This window comes from Acinetobacter sp. WC-743, from assembly GCF_000335555.1.
GTDB classification, from domain to species: Bacteria; Pseudomonadota; Gammaproteobacteria; order Pseudomonadales; family Moraxellaceae; genus Acinetobacter; species Acinetobacter bereziniae.
On the sequence record NZ_AMFQ01000076.1, the window covers coordinates 103,331 to 120,192 of the forward strand.

At 34.6% G+C, this 16,862-nt stretch carries 19 protein-coding genes; 10 read left to right on the plus strand and 9 right to left on the minus strand.

Going from position 1 to position 16,862, the window contains the following annotated elements:
* Nucleotides 1-271 precede the first annotated feature (271 nt).
* Entirely contained in the window at nucleotides 272-517 is a 246-nt protein-coding gene (locus ACINWC743_RS10560) for a hypothetical protein (protein WP_009585395.1), read from the minus strand.
* A 246-nt stretch (nucleotides 518-763) separates the two neighbouring features.
* Here ACINWC743_RS10560 and ACINWC743_RS10565 point away from each other — a divergent pair, with 246 nt between their 5' ends.
* The 6 genes from ACINWC743_RS10565 (at nucleotide 764) to ACINWC743_RS10590 (ending at nucleotide 4,852) form a co-directional block, all read left to right on the plus strand.
* Complete coding sequence (locus ACINWC743_RS10565; RefSeq protein ID WP_005035088.1) at nucleotides 764-1,318, plus strand: PAAR domain-containing protein; 555 nt, start codon at nucleotides 764-766, stop codon at nucleotides 1,316-1,318.
* 4 nt (nucleotides 1,319-1,322) lie between these two features.
* Nucleotides 1,323-2,144: a hypothetical protein gene (locus ACINWC743_RS10570; RefSeq protein ID WP_009585390.1), complete on the plus strand. Its 822-nt coding sequence runs from the start codon at nucleotides 1,323-1,325 to the stop codon at nucleotides 2,142-2,144.
* A gap of 1 nt (nucleotide 2,145) precedes the next feature.
* Nucleotides 2,146-2,565 carry a hypothetical protein gene (locus ACINWC743_RS10575; RefSeq protein WP_009585419.1) on the plus strand — a complete coding sequence of 140 codons (420 nt, stop codon included), beginning with the start codon at nucleotides 2,146-2,148 and terminating at the stop codon, nucleotides 2,563-2,565.
* 110 nt (nucleotides 2,566-2,675) lie between these two features.
* A complete protein-coding gene (locus ACINWC743_RS10580) occupies nucleotides 2,676-3,569 on the plus strand; it encodes a hypothetical protein (RefSeq protein ID WP_009585362.1) in 894 nt (297 codons plus the stop codon).
* A gap of 113 nt (nucleotides 3,570-3,682) precedes the next feature.
* Nucleotides 3,683-4,198: a hypothetical protein gene (locus ACINWC743_RS10585; RefSeq protein ID WP_035300953.1), complete on the plus strand. Its 516-nt coding sequence runs from the start codon at nucleotides 3,683-3,685 to the stop codon at nucleotides 4,196-4,198.
* An 18-nt stretch (nucleotides 4,199-4,216) separates the two neighbouring features.
* On the plus strand, nucleotides 4,217-4,852 hold the full coding sequence (locus ACINWC743_RS10590) for a hypothetical protein (RefSeq protein WP_005035102.1): 636 nt from the start codon (nucleotides 4,217-4,219) through the stop codon (nucleotides 4,850-4,852).
* Between the two features lie 72 nt (nucleotides 4,853-4,924).
* On the opposite strand, the gene ACINWC743_RS10595 is transcribed toward ACINWC743_RS10590, so the two are convergent.
* The 3 genes from ACINWC743_RS10595 to ACINWC743_RS10605 all read right to left on the minus strand — a co-directional run bounded on the left by ACINWC743_RS10595 (nucleotide 4,925) and on the right by ACINWC743_RS10605 (nucleotide 7,653).
* The gene (locus tag ACINWC743_RS10595; protein ID WP_004825996.1) at nucleotides 4,925-5,416 is read right to left on the minus strand and encodes a flavin reductase; all 492 of its coding nucleotides are present in this window, start codon (nucleotides 5,414-5,416) and stop codon (nucleotides 4,925-4,927) included.
* Between the two features lie 204 nt (nucleotides 5,417-5,620).
* Nucleotides 5,621-6,649, minus strand: coding sequence for a methionine synthase (locus ACINWC743_RS10600; protein ID WP_005035105.1), 1,029 nt, complete (start codon nucleotides 6,647-6,649; stop codon nucleotides 5,621-5,623).
* A gap of 23 nt (nucleotides 6,650-6,672) precedes the next feature.
* Nucleotides 6,673-7,653, minus strand: coding sequence for a DUF1852 domain-containing protein (locus ACINWC743_RS10605; protein WP_005035107.1), 981 nt, complete (start codon nucleotides 7,651-7,653; stop codon nucleotides 6,673-6,675).
* A gap of 540 nt (nucleotides 7,654-8,193) precedes the next feature.
* Here ACINWC743_RS10605 and ACINWC743_RS10610 point away from each other — a divergent pair.
* Nucleotides 8,194-8,631, plus strand: a complete 438-nt coding sequence (locus ACINWC743_RS10610) for a hypothetical protein (protein ID WP_009585413.1) — start codon at nucleotides 8,194-8,196, stop codon at nucleotides 8,629-8,631.
* 198 nt (nucleotides 8,632-8,829) lie between these two features.
* Here the strand turns inward: ACINWC743_RS10610 and ACINWC743_RS10615 are convergent, their stop codons facing one another.
* Nucleotides 8,830-9,267, minus strand: a complete 438-nt coding sequence (locus tag ACINWC743_RS10615) for a GNAT family N-acetyltransferase (protein ID WP_009585407.1) — start codon at nucleotides 9,265-9,267, stop codon at nucleotides 8,830-8,832.
* 151 nt (nucleotides 9,268-9,418) lie between these two features.
* Here ACINWC743_RS10615 and ACINWC743_RS10620 point away from each other — a divergent pair, with 151 nt between their 5' ends.
* Entirely contained in the window at nucleotides 9,419-10,177 is a 759-nt protein-coding gene (locus ACINWC743_RS10620) for an SIMPL domain-containing protein (RefSeq protein ID WP_004826006.1), read from the plus strand.
* A 139-nt stretch (nucleotides 10,178-10,316) separates the two neighbouring features.
* Here ACINWC743_RS10620 and ACINWC743_RS10625 read toward each other — a convergent pair whose 3' ends face one another.
* The 4 genes from ACINWC743_RS10625 to ACINWC743_RS10640 form a co-directional block, all read right to left on the minus strand.
* Nucleotides 10,317-11,636, minus strand: coding sequence for a DUF445 domain-containing protein (locus ACINWC743_RS10625; RefSeq protein WP_009585438.1), 1,320 nt, complete (start codon nucleotides 11,634-11,636; stop codon nucleotides 10,317-10,319).
* Nucleotides 11,637-11,665: 29 nt separating this feature from the next.
* Entirely contained in the window at nucleotides 11,666-12,232 is a 567-nt protein-coding gene (locus ACINWC743_RS10630; protein ID WP_004826010.1) for a CC0125/CC1285 family lipoprotein, read from the minus strand.
* A 395-nt stretch (nucleotides 12,233-12,627) separates the two neighbouring features.
* Nucleotides 12,628-13,311 (minus strand): alpha/beta hydrolase, encoded by a 684-nt coding sequence (locus ACINWC743_RS10635; RefSeq protein ID WP_009585396.1) that lies wholly within the window; start codon nucleotides 13,309-13,311, stop codon nucleotides 12,628-12,630.
* 315 nt (nucleotides 13,312-13,626) lie between these two features.
* Nucleotides 13,627-14,166: a DUF924 family protein gene (locus ACINWC743_RS10640; protein WP_004826015.1), complete on the minus strand. Its 540-nt coding sequence runs from the start codon at nucleotides 14,164-14,166 to the stop codon at nucleotides 13,627-13,629.
* 211 nt (nucleotides 14,167-14,377) lie between these two features.
* On the opposite strand from ACINWC743_RS10640, the gene gshA reads away from it, so the two are divergent.
* Nucleotides 14,378-15,955, plus strand: a complete 1,578-nt coding sequence (gene gshA, locus ACINWC743_RS10645; RefSeq protein WP_005035124.1) for a glutamate--cysteine ligase — start codon at nucleotides 14,378-14,380, stop codon at nucleotides 15,953-15,955.
* A gap of 29 nt (nucleotides 15,956-15,984) precedes the next feature.
* Nucleotides 15,985-16,479, plus strand: coding sequence for a disulfide bond formation protein B (locus tag ACINWC743_RS10650; protein ID WP_009585373.1), 495 nt, complete (start codon nucleotides 15,985-15,987; stop codon nucleotides 16,477-16,479).
* Nucleotides 16,480-16,862 lie beyond the last annotated feature (383 nt).

The following is a 16,862-nucleotide window of genomic DNA, read 5'->3' on the forward strand; positions in this document are numbered from 1 at the left end:
AAAATTTTTCAATACAAAATCTACAATCTATTACGGATAAAAAGATTTTTTATAGAATTAGTATAATATGTTTCATGTGATTTTTTTAATTTTATTTTGTATATTAATTGATTTTTAAAAAATTTCTTTATAGTATTTAGTAAATTGAATTGGATTATTAGTTGATTTTTTATTTGAATTCTTAGAATTTCTAAAAATTCATAAATTCTTTTGTTACTAAATATTTTTCAAACATACGATTTCAAAACATCGAACTGTATAACGTTCATACTTATGGCTTAGTGACCAGTCTTTTTACTTCTAAAGGCTCATCTTGAGTATTGGGCACATGCCCAAAGAAATATTTCTCCTTACTTTGAAAGAAAATATCAAAGCTTCGGCTCATAAATGAATCACACTGGCTTTGTTTCTGATAAATCTCTGCGATTCGATTGATATAATGATTGATCCACTCTGTTTCATTGTTAAAAGCTGAGTAGTCTTTGAGATCTCTATTAAGATGTTGTAAGTCAGTCATTGTGCCATTGCGGTCATGATACTTAAAATGGTGGAGCCCTAAGCAGGGAGTTTGGGGTGGATTTCGATCATGACCAGATTAATTTAATATTTTATTACAAAATATATTATAGGAGACAGAAGGTAGGTATAACGTGAAGTCTATAAGCTGAATGTAAATATAACTTGGAGAGAGTCTTTCAAAGTTTTGTATCTCCTATTTCTTTATGTTTTAATAAAGTCATTATTAATTAAATATAAAATATAAATGAAGGCATTAATTACAATCGGTTGTAAAACAGACCATGGTGGAATCATTATTTTAGGTGATCCATCTTTTTTAGTCGAAGGTAAAGCTGTACACCTTGATGGAATGACACACTTTTGTCCAAAATGTAAAGTTCAATCGCGAGCAATTGCTTCCAATCAAGGCTTTATGATCGTTGGTGGTAAAAGTATTGTCGCTGCTGGTGATACTTCAAGTTGTGGTTCCAAGTATTTAAAAATTTCTGATTTAGCAGTGATGGACAATGGATCTGGTAGGGTAAATTCAAATTTGAACCCAATAGCCGCTCAAAGGAATAGCTTTGTTGATGACGAAAGTAATTTTTATGATGAACAAATACAATTAGAAAATACAAATGGCGAACCTTATGCAAATGTCGAGTATATAGTCACTTTTGAAGATGGTTCTATCTGTAATGGCGTAACTGATAATAATGGTAATACTGAAAGACTAAAAACAAAAACTTCATTGGGAATAGTTTCTGTTGATTTAATTATTGATAGTAATTGCAATGAATCTTGCTCTTGTGGAGAATAAAAAAATGGATTTTAAAGTCGTACCTGATCTACATCTACCAGAAGTTCCTGGATTTAAGCTACCTAATATGCCTGAGCTACCATCAGGAAAATCAGTTATAAGATTTGTAACTGATAAAATCATGACAAATACAACAGCAAAGTCTAAAGTTATTCTTAGAGAGGATCAATCAAAAAAATATAGGACATTGACTGTCGGTGAAATAGCAATTTGTAAAAAAATATTTAAAGATTCAATAGATTACAATAAAGTGAAAATAATAAATAAAGCAATTTTACCAAATCAAGATGTACCTGTTACACCCCACGGAAGCCCTCATTATCCCAATAACCTAGTTGGAGCAAACGTATATCAAGATGATTTCTCTAATCCTAAATTTAGTGGGAATACTGATGTTGGAAATGGTCGAGATTTAAAAATAGTTTCAAAAATGACCTTTATTCATGAAATGACACATGTATGGCAGCATCAGAAAGGACTAAATTTAATTAAAAGAGGTTTAATTTTACAACCATTAGATAGAGTCATTCCTGATAATATTTATGATGCTTATTCATATCAATTGAAATATGGTTCAAAATTTAATGATTTTAATTTTGAACAACAAGCAACTATTGTTTCAGATTATTTTGGTATATTATCTGGTTTCAGTGATGCAAACTTTAGTTCATACTGGAGGAAGTATTCTAATCCATTTTGGAAACAATATATTCAAGATCTAATGCTTCCGGTAATCCACAATCCTAAAGATTTTAAGTTAAAAGGTGTGGAATTAGATAATCCTATTACAACAATAGCTACAACTTTATATTTTATAGTGAGATAAAATGAAAATTAAATTTATTCTCTTAACTTTCATATTTTTTAATTTAGTAGGTTGTAAGAAAACATATGAAGATACCTTTGAATATAAAATAATAGATCAAAAAATATGTGCTATAAAAAGTAAAACTATAGGAAATGCTAATAAAATAAACTGGTTATTTCCTGAAGTTAGAAATTTTAATGGTGAAGTGATAAGTGGAAATTTAAAATTTGATAAAGATGACAAAAATTATCTATTTTGTTATAACCTAGACGAATTTAAAAAAGAAGTTGGAAAAGGACCAATTCAATCAGATATTGGCATAGAAATAGATTTAACTTCATCAGTACAAGAATATAATTTAAGAAATTATTCTTGTATTCTTGATAATAGAATAAAGTTAAATATATCTAAAACAGATTTAGCAGAGATTTGTATTTAGTAAAATTAATATAAAAATCTTAAAAAGACGTACTTTTTTAGAAATTGAATTAGGAATTATTGCAGGATGGGGCGATAGTAAGGCTGACTTCATCGTTAAAAGAGACAGTAATGATGGGAAAATTTAAACATTCTACTTATTCCATAATTATTATTTTTATATGTGGGTACTTACTCACGGCATGCCAACCAAAGGCAAAAGACATCGAGAATAACGCAATGAATCAACAGACTTACATTTTGCATTTTGGTCAACAAGGTGTTCAAGATTTTTTGAAATATAATGATGGACAGGTAGATCATCAATCAGCAGGCGCGAGCTTTAGAGAATTAGATTTCTCTCCTCCAAGTCTAGGTCAAATTAAAATAGAAAATGGAACAAATAGCCTAGTCATTGACCATGTTTTTTCCGTACTAGGGACACAATGGAATACAACTGATGGAATTCAAATATTTGATATTGATGCTGGTTTAAACAAGGAAGAATTTGTAAGCCCTGAGCAAGCTTATCACGGTTATGTTGAGTTAATGAAACGCTTAAATCAAGCAGGATGGAATACTTATTTTGCTAGATATAACCCAAGAGTAGCAAAAGAGGACAATATTAGATATTTAATGGAAGGGCATGACATCGTTGATATGAGTTATATATTTAATTTTGAAGAGTGGAAAAAAATTATAAACTCTATAGCAGGTAAAACGATAGGTTACCGTTTATACGCAAATGGTATTCTACTAGATATTAGCCTAAAACAAACTAAAAAAAATGAAGAAGGTAAAGAACAATATATTGTACGTTATAGCTTTCAAACAGTCCGTTATAATGAAAGAAATCTAATGTCTGATACCGATAAGATGACACCTCAAGAATTAGAGAATGCATTCAAACAAAGTTTAATTAAAGATAAACGGTCAAGAGGAATAGATGAAAAAGATATGAGATCTAAAGGTTATCATATAGATGAAAGTTATATAGATCCTGATGTTTGGTTGTATGTTAAATAGTTGATTTTATTAGTGTTAAAAAGTTTTATTTATATGGTCTTTATATTAATGTATTGGTCAGAATCGTTTGTAGGTCTAGTATAATAAACCCCTAAACGAATAAGGATTTAATCATGTTTTTTAAAATTCTTATCGTTCTTATCATAGTAGTTATAACAAATTCATGCTCAAACATATCTTCGCAGAATTATGAAATAAAAGTAGATGTTATCTTTGATAAATCCATAGATAATAAAGATTTAAAAATTGTGGTGAATCCGTATGGATATCTCTTGGATGGATATGAGTTAAAAAAATATATAGGAAAAACTAACAATTATACTGTTTTATTTAAAGAAGGAAGAATGCAAAATTATAAAAAAGAAGATATAAATACTTTTAGTGATTATTATATCTACGCAAAATATAAAAATCAGTATGCAAAAATGAAATATACCAATAGTTTGGTAATGGGAAGTAATCAAACTGATATAAGAATTTTTATTAATATCTTTGATAACCTAGTGTATTTATCTTCAAGTGAAACTGTTTTAAGCCCCGAAGCTATTCATCAAAATTCATTTAAAAATAAACAAGATTTTGATCAAGTTGATACAAAATTTTTAAAAATTTTGGATGATTTAAATTAAGAAATGTATTTAAGTTTTATGAAAATATTAATTTTGATAGTCATATTCTTATTAGGATGTTCAGAACATATCAAAGAATCTACTCGCTTAAATTTTAACGTGGAAGATCAAGCAAGTTCAGAAAACTTAAATATAAATTTATATACGTATAAAAACTATTTAAATTCAAGGTGGTATGGTTTGGTTAAGAAAGAAACCATTATTAACCAAGGAAAATTGGTGAAAAAGTCTTCACTAAATTCAAATATTTTTTATTATGAATTTTATATATTTACACCTGAATTTAATAAAATTCAGCATACAGAAAATATTTTTAAAGACATAAATGTCGAAAATGACTATGTTTTTGCAAAAGATCATTTAAGTTTTAAAGTTTATAAAAATAAAGAGTTATTTAGCTCTGGTATTTTGTATTACAAAAACTTTGAAAACTCTGGAGTAAAAAAATTTACTTACTATGATCCGAACAAAGCAAAGTTTGAACTTACACAATTAGAGCCTGAGACAATTGCGACTCTAGAATCTATGACATTTGAAGAGTTGTTAGAAACAGACAAGCTATTAAATAAAGATATTTTAAAATTAAAAAATATATCTATGAATGAAAAGAAGAAATTAATAGAAGTGCATAGTTTGAAAAAATTTGAAAATTAACATCTTAACTGCATTTATATAACACAGAAGTCTTTAATCATTTTAATATCACACTACAAATCAGCAAACACACTAAGCAATTTCCGTCTGTCCCACATGGTGGTAAGCACGATTAAAATAAACCAAGCTTTGATCATGTTGGCTCTGTTGAATCGCAACAATACGACAAATCAAGATCGTATGCGTGCCAACTTCTTGCATTTGCTCAATTTCACAATCGAAATTCACCAAAGCATCTTTTAAAACAGGTGCGCCGGTTTCTAACTCGGTCCAAACACCATGTTTAAATCTTTCTTCTGGGCTTAACTTAGACGAAAAAGCTTTAGAAATATGCTGATGATGTGCGCTGAGTACATTGACAGTTAAAATTTTATTTTCAATAAAATGTGCGTGTGAACTAGATGCCTTGTTCATACATACCAGTAAGGTTGGTGGTGTATCAGTCACGCTACATACAGCTGATGCAGTGAATCCGTAACGACCAGACAAGCCCGTTGTTGTAATCACACTGACCGCACTGGTGAGCAAAGACATTGCATCTCTATAGTTTTTTGCTTCAATCATTACATCATTCCTAAATTGAACCGTACCACTTTTAGATTTAGCGATACCTTGCTATTGCGTCTTGTCGACCATTTTAACTGGATCAGATATGCGTAGGGCGGATAATTACACAGGATTAAAAATGGGGGTTATCAGTTTGCGTAGAAATATATATCCAAACAAACTGAAATGGTTCCCCTTTATACCGAATACTACGAATGAAAACTAGCGAGAAAGCTCTTTACGCACAATTTCTGCACCTGCACTTAGGGCATTCAGTTTACCTCGTGCGACTTGACGAGAGAGTGGTGCCATTCCACAGTTGGTTGAAGGATAAAGCTTATCCGCATCGACAAACTGCAGTGCTTTACGCAGTGTATTGGCAACTTCTTCTGGCGTTTCAATGTTGTTGGTCGCAACATCAATCGCACCCACCATCACTTTTTTACCACGGATCAATTCAATCAAATCCATGGGTACACGAGAGTTTTGACATTCTAAAGAGACAATATCGATTTTAGACTGTTGAAGTTTAGGGAATGCCTCTTCATATTGGCGCCATTCTGAACCCAACGTCTTTTTCCAATCTGTATTGGCTTTGATACCATAACCATAGCAAATGTGCACCGCAGTTTCACATTTAAGTCCTTCAAGCGCTCGCTCTAAAGTTGCAACACCCCAGTCGTTAACTTCATCGAAAAATACATTAAATGCAGGCTCATCAAACTGAATAATATCTACACCTGCGGCTTCTAACTCTTTCGCTTCTTCATTAAGAATCTTGGCAAATTCCCAAGCCAGTTTTTCACGGCTTTTATAATGCGCATCATAAAGCGTATCAATCATGGTCATTGGACCAGGCAACGCCCATTTAATCGGTTGCGAGGTTTGTTGACGTAAAAACTTCGCATCTTCAACGAAAACTGGTTTTTGACGAGACACTTCACCTACAACCGTAGGTACACTTGCATCATAACGATTACGGATGCGAACAGTTTCACGTTTCTCAAAATCGACACCATTAAGGTGTTCAATAAAAGTCGTTACGAAATGCTGACGAGTTTGTTCACCATCACTGACGATATCAATACCCGCGTGTTGTTGCTCTTGCAATGACAAACGCAAAGCATCTTGTTTACCTTCAATTAATTGCTCATCTTGTAATTTCCAAGGTGACCAAAGTTTTTCAGGTTCTGCAAGCCAAGACGGTTTTGGTAAGCTGCCAGCAGTTGAAGTCGGTAATAAAATTTTCATAATCGATATCTTGTCTATTTAGGTTATACAGCAACGTAGTTTGAAGACCACTGCTCAAGGATGCTTTTGTACGGCTTGATGAATTGTTCTTCAGTAAATTTGCCTTGCTTGATGGCCAACTGGCTGCGCTCTTCTCGGTCATACACAATACGGGTCAGTGAATAATCCTGATGCTTTAAGCTTGGTTGATAAGTCTTTCCAGCAACAGAGTTTGCATTGTAAATTTCTGGGCGATAAATTTTTTGGAAAGTTTCCATGGTGCTGATGGTACTGATCAACTCAAGGTTGGTGTAATCACTGAGTAAATCACCACGGAAATAGAATGCTAATGGCGCAACACTATTCGGCGGCATAAAATAGCGAACCTGCAAACCCATTTTTGCAAAATACTCATCTGTTAGAGAGTATTCATCTTGTTGATATTCAACGCCTAAAACAGGATGTTGATTTGCAGTTTGGTGATAGGTTTTGCTGCTAGAAACACTCAAACAAATTACTGGTGCTTTACTAAAATTATCTTTATAAGTATTCGAATGAACGAATGAATTAAAAATGTTACCGTGAAGCTCACCATAGTTGTCTGGAAGGCTAAATTCAGCTTTATCTTTATTATGTTCTAACAGAAGTACACTAAAATCATAGTCTCGCACATAAGAGGAAAAATTATTTCCAACAATACCTTCAATACGTTGATTGTTTTTGTGATCGATAATATTGGTTTTCAAAATTTCTATTGTTGGGAAAGTTTCACCATTGCCTTCAATATCAATATCCACTGAAATAATTTCAAGTTCGACAGCGTAACGGTCTGCTTTCGGGTTATCCCAATGTGCCAAAGCATTGAAACGATTGTTGATCATCTTCAGAGTATTGCGCAAGTTGTCTTGACGACTCTCACCTCTTGCTAAATTTGCAAAGTTGGTTGTAATGCGCGTACTGTCAGCTGGATGATAGTTTTCATCGAAACTAATGCGCTTAATCGTAAATGTAAACTCTTTACTCATTGTGATAACCCTAATTTCTGAGATAAAAACCTGAATTTATTTCATGCTCTTGTCGACTACCTCAAAGTATTGTTGAAACTTATTCATCCATAGTTTTTCAATATTTTCTTATCTGAACTGCATGAAAAATTGAAAATCAATGCTGATATGGTCTGTAGCGAGGAGCATGGTGTAATTTATACCTCAAACCAGACATGAATAAAAATGATATTAATTCATAAAAAGTTGAATAAAATTCATGATTGATAATTTTATTCAATTAAGAAAGACTTGCGTGATCAAATAGTCTTATCACATCTGAATATTTCACCGCTTAAAACAATGGAATCATTGCAAATGAGTCACATACTGAACTGGGTGACTGAATATGTATACAATGATATTTGAGAGGTTTCTTTGCTGAGTGATTGAACGGTTGATTAGGGGATAATAATTTAAGACCATTGATGCTCAGGATCTAAGTCAATAATAATGACATTTTGTCTCTGTAAAATGAGAACTGAAATAGAAAACATATACTTATAAAAGGAGGGTTACTTCATGCATTTCGTTAAGCTATTGATGGGCTGTTTCGTTTTTATCTTAAGTAAACTTGCTGTAGCTGCGGATTTTCCAATCTATCAGCTCAAAGCTGCACAAAATCTTCAAGATGGAATTTGGAGCTGGAAGTCAACCATGCGACCACATAAGTCTACAGCAGCAGACCATTCTGAACGTGGTTGTATCAAGATTAAAGATTTCATCAAACAACAAACAGATGAGATGCGAGAAAGCATTCCTCAAGAATGTAAAACTCAAATTACCAGTGATCAGCCGAATGAGGGGCGTATGGCTTTACAATGTTCAGGTGCTTTCAGTGGATTTAAAGTCAATTATCGAGTACAGCGTGTTTCAGCAAATCATTTAATTGTTGAAGCGAAAATGCCATCCAATACAACATTAATTCATGAATATAAACGAGAAGGTGTATGTAAATAGTTAATGATTTGAATAAAGAATTTAATCTTTTTCAATCCATTACCTTAAAGAAAAATATAGTCATAATTTATTTGTTATTGCTTATATTGATGAAGGCATTAATTATATACAGTCATTGATGTTTAAGATTCTTTAATCCAAGCTGAATCTGATTTTTAGAATAAACGTCAGATTCATGTATAAATAAATACAATCAAATTATTTTATCCAATGCATTAAAAATTCTTTTGAATTGGTTTCTAAATCGATGCCTTCTTCTAAAATTTCAAAACCTAAAGTCTTATAAAATTGCACACTTTTTGGATTTTCTTGATAGACATTTAATTTTAGTTCAGTCTGTATGGCTTGAGCGTATTGGATCAGCCCTGTACCTATACCTTTTTCCTGATGTTGCGGTGAGACAAAAATTGCGGCTATTTGGGTGTCTAGTAAAGCAATAAATCCACAGATTTGTTGGTTATGTTCTGCAAGATAAACTTCGGACATAGGAAGATAAACATGCTGCATTTTGAGCTTATGCGCTTTCCAATATGTTTCTGGAATAAAATGGTGAGCGATTAATGATGCTTCAAGCCAGATTTCGGATAAAATATTAAAATCTTCAATATCGGCTTTTCTTATATTAATTAAACTCACTAATTTTCTCTCCGAATTTAAATAAGCATTTATTTTAGCTAGGATACAAGAAGACGATTTATTTAGCATCTTATTCAGTATCATATATGGTTGACTTAGTGCTCATTTATTATTATAAAATCTATATGATAATTTTGATGAAATTAGAATAATGGAAAATAAATCAATTACATATAAAACCTTATGGGTTTTTGCACTGATTCTGAGTTTAGGTTTTATTATTTCGGCAAGTGTATTGGGATATGCTTTTAAGCAATTTGGTGGTGAAAAAAATTCAATTATTGTGAAAGGTTTGGCAGAAAAACCTATCCAAGCAGATTCTGCACGTTGGGAAATCAACCTTCAAACCAGTCGTGCGACGGACAGTGTGACAGCGTCCTATCAATTACTTGATCAAGAAATAAAGACCTTACAATCGTTCTTTGTTGAACATGGTTTTAAAGCCACAGAAATGAAATTAGGCAATAAAAGTTCGCAACCCTATTATCAGGATGTGGATCAGGGTGATGGAAAAACAATTCGTGAATTTAGAGGTTATGTTGCGATGCAGTCGTTGGTGATCAATACCCGCGATATTCAAAAAATTGAAAAAGCTGCAAAAGATGCATACCTACTGGATGAAAAAGGTATTTCAATTGAACAAAAACCACAGTATTTGGTTTCGAATCTAGAAGAAATAAAGATGTCATTGATTGCCAATGCCACAAAGAATGCTCATAGCCGTGCCAATGAATTTGCAAAAGTGGGTGGTGTGAAAGTGGGTGCAATGCGCTCTGCAAGCCAAGGTGCGTTTTATATCTTGCCTGAAAGTGGCTCAGACGATGACAGTGACTATGGCGGTGCATATGACAAAAATACCATCAATAAAATTGCTCGTGTCGTCGTCACGATTAATTATTCAATTGATTAACCAACCCTTAAAGCTCAATTTGAGCAAATTATGTCTTAACATCATCAATGTTTAAGTAAAAAGAATGGGAGCTCAGCTCCCATTTTTAATTCATTTTATACGTGTGATTGAATGGATTTCATCGTATGCATTGTCATCGTTAGATCGCAAAATCAATGACAGCGCGAATAACACCTAAACTCAAACCAATAAATGCACCTACGACTACACCGTTCACGCGTATCATGTGTAAGTCGCCACCGACTTCATTTTCAATTTTGGCAATCATCTCTGTAGAGTCCCATTCATGAATTCGTTGACTAATAAACGTAATCACTTTTTCACTATATTGATCGCTTAGATTAACAGCAATACCGCTGATTCGGTCGTTGAGCAGGTCACGAACCGATTGGTTTTGTACGAGGTTTTCTCCCACTTGTTGAATTGCAACACGAAGGTTCATCGCAATACCTGAGTCTGCTTTAAGCAGGTCAGATTTAATCGCATCACATAAAATGACTACTGCGCCAGTAATAAAATTCAAAACAGGTTCACTGTCTAAAAGGGCATTTTTGGTTTCGTTTAAACGTATGCTGGCATTGCTATTATTATCTGCCAATTGCACCATCAGTTGATGTGCTGCTTGTTCTATTTTTTGGCGGATTGGATGCTCTTCATCTGCCAGCATCGACTCAACTTTTTCAATAATTGAATCAATGGTGCGTTGCTCAACATCAATCCCGATCCAGCTTGCACCTTTGGCAAGGCGTGAAACGCCCAGCTCTTTAAACAGAGTTTGTGTGAGTTCACGTGTTTTTTCAGGATGGGTCATCATCCATTCATGGGCAATGTCGAGTCCACGTTGCAACACATCTTGATGGAAATCATTGTCTAAAACTGCACGAAGCATTTCACTGGCAAGTTGGTTCATACGGGTATTGCGAACCCATTGCACGCTGTTATTTTGGATAAAACGTCCAATTTGATCCTGACCAACAAATTCAAAAATTTTCGGTACTGTTTGTTGAATCACATCCACCACTTGACCGTTATTTTTTGGATGTGCCAACCATTGACCTACGGCTAAACTCAGGTCAGTATTTTTTAAACTCCGTTCAACGATTTGGGGAGAAAGGAAGTTTTCCTGAACAAATTTACCCATCGATTCCGCAATACGTGCCTTATTACGTGGAATAATTTCAGTGTGATCTTTTAAAAACTTAGGAATAGGAATTTTCCCAAAGGGATTGCGGAACAAGACCGTAATTGCATACCAGTCGGCTAGACCACCAACAACTCCAGCTTCAGCACCTAACATGAGGATATGAATAAACCATGCATATTCAGGGAGCAACTTGGCAGAAATGATTAAAGCAATCCACGCCACGACTGCCACAATCAATGCAATCGTGGCAAAGCGTTTGCTTCGATCTAGGCTGGGAATACTGTTGGCGATTTCATTGTGTTCAATTCCGCTCATTCATTTTCCTAAAACAAGTGTCTTTATCTTTATTGCTTTGATGTTACCGTATCAGGTTGTGGTTGTAGTACCTGTCCTGTCGGACTAACCCCATATTTAGGTCCTAAAGATTGCAAAATCAGACGAGCGTCAAAAGCATCGTTGGGTGATGATTTCTTATCTTTATAACATTCAATCGTATAGGAAATCTGTACGGGATCAATATTGACGACTTGTGGCATATCGTAAAATGGGTCATTCCAGAACATTGGGTGGCGACGATACCCCCAACCATATGGATAGTAGTTTGTGGATGGATAGACCACAGCTTTACGAGGAGGTTGCTGACTTCGATTGCTCGGATCATCTAGAACTTTAAAGTATGTGAAACCATTTAATAGGGTGGTTTGAGCAGCTTTGACGAGATTAATTTCTTCAGCAGTTCCAAAACTCATATTACTATTGCCTTGAAAACTAATGCGATAGCTATGATCATTGAGTGGAACTGTGGTGTATTGTCCAAGTTGGTCAAAGGTGCGTGGTTTGCTTGGTGTAGTGGCACAACCCGTAATGGTGAGTACGGCTACAATTGTCAGACCAATCAGTGTTTTTTTCATCTGTTGCTCCTTGTCCATTTTGTGGGATGAACGTGAATAAATTTCAATGTGCTATAGTGTTCTAAGTTGATGGACTGACAATGAATTTCAAGAAGATTTTTGTTAAATCATCTGAGTTAAAAATGCTAAACAAAATTGACATGGTAAAAGCGTGACTCAGACAAAGGGTTGGTTTGTATAAGCCATAAATTTTAATTCTACATAGAAAGAAAATAACGCTAAATCAAGCCTAAGTAAAAATTGAATAAAGTGATGAAAAATTTATCATCACTTTATCGTAGTGGATTTTTTTGGCGCTAACTTATGTGAAATCTAATATTTTAATCAAAATTTCCCCAGATTGGGCTGTTCAAGGGATGACTTCGCTAGAGATGTTGAATACTTAAGTTGAATGCTTAAAAAGAAGAGAGTGCTTTAATGATAAAGTTAGCAATCTCATCAGATTTTGATGCAAGAGAAGCATGGCTTGCATCAAGTTCAATAATCTCTTTTGCCTTTAATCTTGCTGACATTTTTCGTTGATTTTCTGGCGCAATCATTCTGTCTTGGGTTGAAATTTGATACCACGATGGTTTATTTTTCCATGCAGGTGTTTTGATTTCATCTCCAAAAGTACTTACAAGTGGAGCTTTTTGCGCGATCGCCATTGCAATTGATTCTGATGCATCAAGATCCTGACAAAAACTTTCATGGTATTTTTCTTCTTTTACCCACAAATATCCATCACTATCAGGGAAAAGATTAGCAGCAGCTTCAGGTGGATGCTGTTGTGTAATCAATCCTGGGCTTTCAGATGTATCTGGGGCAAATGCAGCAATGTAAACTAAGCCTACGACTTTTTCATTATTGCCAGCTTCTGTAATCACAGCCCCTCCATAGGAATGTCCTACAAGCAATACTGGACCTTCAATCTGATTAATCATTTTATGGGTTCTTTCCACATCGTCAGCTAAAGACGTTAATGGAATTTCGACAGCTTTAACTTTTAAATTTTTTTGAATTAATAATGGAATCACATGTTGCCAATGTAATGAGTTTCCCCAAAAACCATGGACCAATACAATTGTAGGTTGTGTCATTTTTCTGCTCGCTTTGATGGAAAAGTATTTTTTATTTAATGACAATATCTGAGCATTTTTAGTGGATATATTGTGATTTTGTATTTTTATTAAACAATGCAAGCTTAGTGCTTGAATCATTGATTGATTTAAAAAGTATCATCTTGTTTAAAAGATATTTTTGTTTCTAACATCTTTGATTAAGAGGAGGATTAGAATGCGTTTAGCTGTTTATCCGTCATTTAATACTTTGCTTACTTTTACCTAAGCTGGACATGAATCAAAGCGATACTTTTAGTGGCTGATGCAATATGAATTTTACATCAGCCACAGCGATTAAAAACTGCTATTCGGTTGTTTTAAAAACTCAATTTCTTCAGCAGTTGAGGTTCTTCCCAAAATTTGATTACGATGCGGGTAACGTCCAAAACGGTCAATAATCAGTTTATGCTTTTTCTCGAAGTCCAAATTGATTGGATTACCCAACGTTTCAAAAAGCTGTAAAGCCTGAGCATGAATGATTTTCGATTCACTGTGCATAAATGGCATATATAAGAATGAACGTTGTTCAGGCTTTAACGCTTGATCTAATTTAAGCTGAATCGCTTCTTGTGCCAATGCGAGTGCCAAAGCATCCTGAGCAAATGCATTGGCTTGATCTCGATATAAATTACGAGAAAATTGATCTAGAACAATAATTTCAGCAAGGCGACCTTCGGCTGTTGCCCGCCATGTCCATAATTCACACTGTTTGGCTTGATCTAAGGTATGTGCAAAGCGCTCATCTAAGGTTTGATCAAATGCGTCACTTTTGGCGAACCAAAAAGGTTGCGTTTCCGCACTAAACCAAAAATCGATAATTTCTTGATAATTCATAATGTTTACAATTCTTTAATGGTGATTTTTCTATACAAACACAAATTTTTGATGTCTTGTAGTCGAACTTTGTGATAAAAACTTTTTTCGAAATAAAGTGAATAATTGATTTAAAACAACGATGGTTATACGTGTATATCGATAAATAACGTTATACTGCGCGCATCCAAATATTTTATTTTAAAAAATTCTTTAAGATAAGTGAGTAAGTATGAGTCAACCCGAAATGATTTCCCAATTTATCGTGCCAGATTGGGTGGATTCTACCTTATTCAAAGGGATGTTACGTGGCATTGAGCGGGAAAGCCTGCGTATGCAAAATAATGGCTTTTTATCACAAGCCGATCATCCGCTGTCTTTAGGTTCTGCTTTGACGCATCCGCATATCACAACAGATTATTCGGAAGCGTTGATGGAATTTATTACGCCTCCAAAAGAAAGTATTGCTGAAGCGCTAAATTTTTTAACGGATATACATGCCGTGGTACATCGCCATTTAGAAAATGGTGAAAAGCTTTGGACATTGTCTATGCCATGCATGTTGGATGAAAAAGAAGAAAATATTCGTTTGGCACAATACGGCACATCCAATATTGGTAAATTTAAAACCCTGTATCGTCATGGTTTAGGTATTCGCTACGGTCGCCGGATGCAGACGATTTCAGGCGTGCATTATAATGTCTCGTTTCCTGATGCTTTATTTGAACAATTACAACAACATGAACAAGACGATGCATTAAAAGCATTGAGTTTACAAGACTATCGAAGCCATCGTTACTTGGGTTTAATTCGTAATTTTATTCGTTTAACGCCGTTAGTGATGTATTTGGTGGGGGCGAGCCCGTCAGTATGTAAATGTTTTATGACTGGGCGTGAGCATCAGTTATTGCCATTAATCAAAGGCACTTTATTTTTACCTTATGCGACTGCATTGCGTATGGGACGTTTTGGTTATCAAAATTCTGCTCAAAAACAATTAGGCATTCACTATAACAATTTAGACAGTTATGTGGCTGAATTACAGAAAGCGGTGAATTCACCTTATGCGCAGTTTAGTCATTTGGGGCTAAACAATGCCGAAGGTGAGCCGATCCAAATCAATGATCATGTCTTACAGATTGAAAATGAATACTATAGTCTTGTTCGACCTAAGCAAGTTCCACGAGCAGGGGAAACCCCATCTCAAGCATTGGCAGATCGGGGTATTGGTTATGTTGAATTACGTGCTGTAGATGTCAATCCGTACAGCGCAATCGGGATCAATGAAGATACCGCAGGCTTCTTGGAAGTGGTTGCCTTATATTGTTTACTGCAAGATAGCCCAGATTTATGGGATGAAGAGCAAGATGTGATTGAACAAAACCAAACTGAGGTGGTCAATCGTGGACGTGCGCCGAATGCCAAAATTATTGAGGCAGGTGCTGAATATCCATTGTTAGAATGGTTACAACAACATCTCAATGCCATGCAGCCGCTTGCAACTTTACTGAATCAAAGCTATTCAACCGATTTGTATCGTCAAGCGCTTAATGTGATGCAAACACGGATTGATGATGTTGATGAGACTTTATCAGCACAAGTGATTGCCGATACCATGGAGCAAGGTGGGACATGGAGTTTTGGCAGTTATATGGCAAATCAGCATATCGAAAGTTACGAACAACATGTATTAAGTCCTGAAACTTTAGCGTATTTTGAGGGTCTTACTCAAACTTCTCTCGCAGAACAACAGCAACTTGAACAAGATACAAGTATAAGTTTTGAAGATTATCTGAGTAAATTTAGATAAGGCATTGATTATATTAACGAGGAAGCTCCATGCAATGGCGTAGTTATCGCTTCGTAAGTGGTCTTTTATTTTTAGCAAGTGTGGTCGGGATGTCTTTTGCACTCTATTTAGAGCATGTGCAAGGGCTTGAACCATGTCCACTTTGTGTTTTTCAACGTATTGGGTTGATCGGTCTTGGACTGATCTCTTTAATCGCATTTTTACATCATCCTAAAAATAATGTATTGAAACGCATTTATAGTTTCTTGGGTTTAGTGACAATCTCTTGGTCAGTCGGTATTGCTGCTCGCCATGTGTGGCTGCAAAACTTACCTAAGGATCAAGTGCCAAGTTGTGGTCCTGGTTTGGACTACTGGGTAGATACTTTGCCTTTAAAAGCTGTTTTTGAAAATGTTTTAAAAGGTTCTGGTGAGTGTGCAATGGTGGATTGGACCTTTTTAGGTCAGTCTTTACCTGTATGGTCATTATTGTTCTTTAGTGTTTTGGCACTGATTAGCTTATGGCAGTTGTTTAGAAAGTACTAAAAGCACGATAAAAAAGAGTTGGTATTGATCAGCTCTTTTTTATGATCTTATTTCATTACAATCACAGTCAATATCGTCTTATTAACTGATGTTACGCACTTGATTTAAATTAAGTAGGTGAAAAAGAAAAAGCTAAATTTACACGACGGAGTCTTACATCCAAAGTTTAAATTTATGGAATAGCCTTCGGCTCGAGGTACTTTTGTTTTGGCAAAAGTACCCAAAACCATTGTCATCCGCAGAACTCGTTCACTATCGTCAAAATATTCAAAAGTTTCGCAGAAACTTTACTTATTAGAAGGAGTCCTGCCTCAAGCAATTGCGGATGACGTTTCCGCGTATCCACATTCTTCTAGCTCCAAAATTTAATTTTAGAGTTACTG

What these genes read in the sequence shown, in the direction of transcription:
- ACINWC743_RS10560 (WP_009585395.1), bottom strand. Translation starts at nt 517, where the DNA reads ATGACTGACTTACAACATCTTAATAGAGATCTCAAAGACTACTCAGCT.
- ACINWC743_RS10565 (WP_005035088.1), top strand. Translation starts at nt 764, where the DNA reads ATGAAGGCATTAATTACAATCGGTTGTAAAACAGACCATGGTGGAATC.
- ACINWC743_RS10570 (WP_009585390.1), top strand. Translation starts at nt 1,323, where the DNA reads ATGGATTTTAAAGTCGTACCTGATCTACATCTACCAGAAGTTCCTGGA.
- ACINWC743_RS10575 (WP_009585419.1), top strand. Translation starts at nt 2,146, where the DNA reads ATGAAAATTAAATTTATTCTCTTAACTTTCATATTTTTTAATTTAGTA.
- ACINWC743_RS10580 (WP_009585362.1), top strand. Translation starts at nt 2,676, where the DNA reads ATGATGGGAAAATTTAAACATTCTACTTATTCCATAATTATTATTTTT.
- ACINWC743_RS10585 (WP_035300953.1), top strand. Translation starts at nt 3,683, where the DNA reads ATGTTTTTTAAAATTCTTATCGTTCTTATCATAGTAGTTATAACAAAT.
- ACINWC743_RS10590 (WP_005035102.1), top strand. Translation starts at nt 4,217, where the DNA reads ATGAAAATATTAATTTTGATAGTCATATTCTTATTAGGATGTTCAGAA.
- ACINWC743_RS10595 (WP_004825996.1), bottom strand. Translation starts at nt 5,416, where the DNA reads ATGATTGAAGCAAAAAACTATAGAGATGCAATGTCTTTGCTCACCAGT.
- ACINWC743_RS10600 (WP_005035105.1), bottom strand. Translation starts at nt 6,649, where the DNA reads ATGAAAATTTTATTACCGACTTCAACTGCTGGCAGCTTACCAAAACCG.
- ACINWC743_RS10605 (WP_005035107.1), bottom strand. Translation starts at nt 7,653, where the DNA reads ATGAGTAAAGAGTTTACATTTACGATTAAGCGCATTAGTTTCGATGAA.
- ACINWC743_RS10610 (WP_009585413.1), top strand. Translation starts at nt 8,194, where the DNA reads ATGCATTTCGTTAAGCTATTGATGGGCTGTTTCGTTTTTATCTTAAGT.
- ACINWC743_RS10620 (WP_004826006.1), top strand. Translation starts at nt 9,419, where the DNA reads ATGGAAAATAAATCAATTACATATAAAACCTTATGGGTTTTTGCACTG.
- ACINWC743_RS10625 (WP_009585438.1), bottom strand. Translation starts at nt 11,636, where the DNA reads ATGAGCGGAATTGAACACAATGAAATCGCCAACAGTATTCCCAGCCTA.
- ACINWC743_RS10630 (WP_004826010.1), bottom strand. Translation starts at nt 12,232, where the DNA reads ATGAAAAAAACACTGATTGGTCTGACAATTGTAGCCGTACTCACCATT.
- ACINWC743_RS10635 (WP_009585396.1), bottom strand. Translation starts at nt 13,311, where the DNA reads ATGACACAACCTACAATTGTATTGGTCCATGGTTTTTGGGGAAACTCA.
- ACINWC743_RS10640 (WP_004826015.1), bottom strand. Translation starts at nt 14,166, where the DNA reads ATGAATTATCAAGAAATTATCGATTTTTGGTTTAGTGCGGAAACGCAA.
- gshA (WP_005035124.1), top strand. Translation starts at nt 14,378, where the DNA reads ATGAGTCAACCCGAAATGATTTCCCAATTTATCGTGCCAGATTGGGTG.
- ACINWC743_RS10650 (WP_009585373.1), top strand. Translation starts at nt 15,985, where the DNA reads ATGCAATGGCGTAGTTATCGCTTCGTAAGTGGTCTTTTATTTTTAGCA.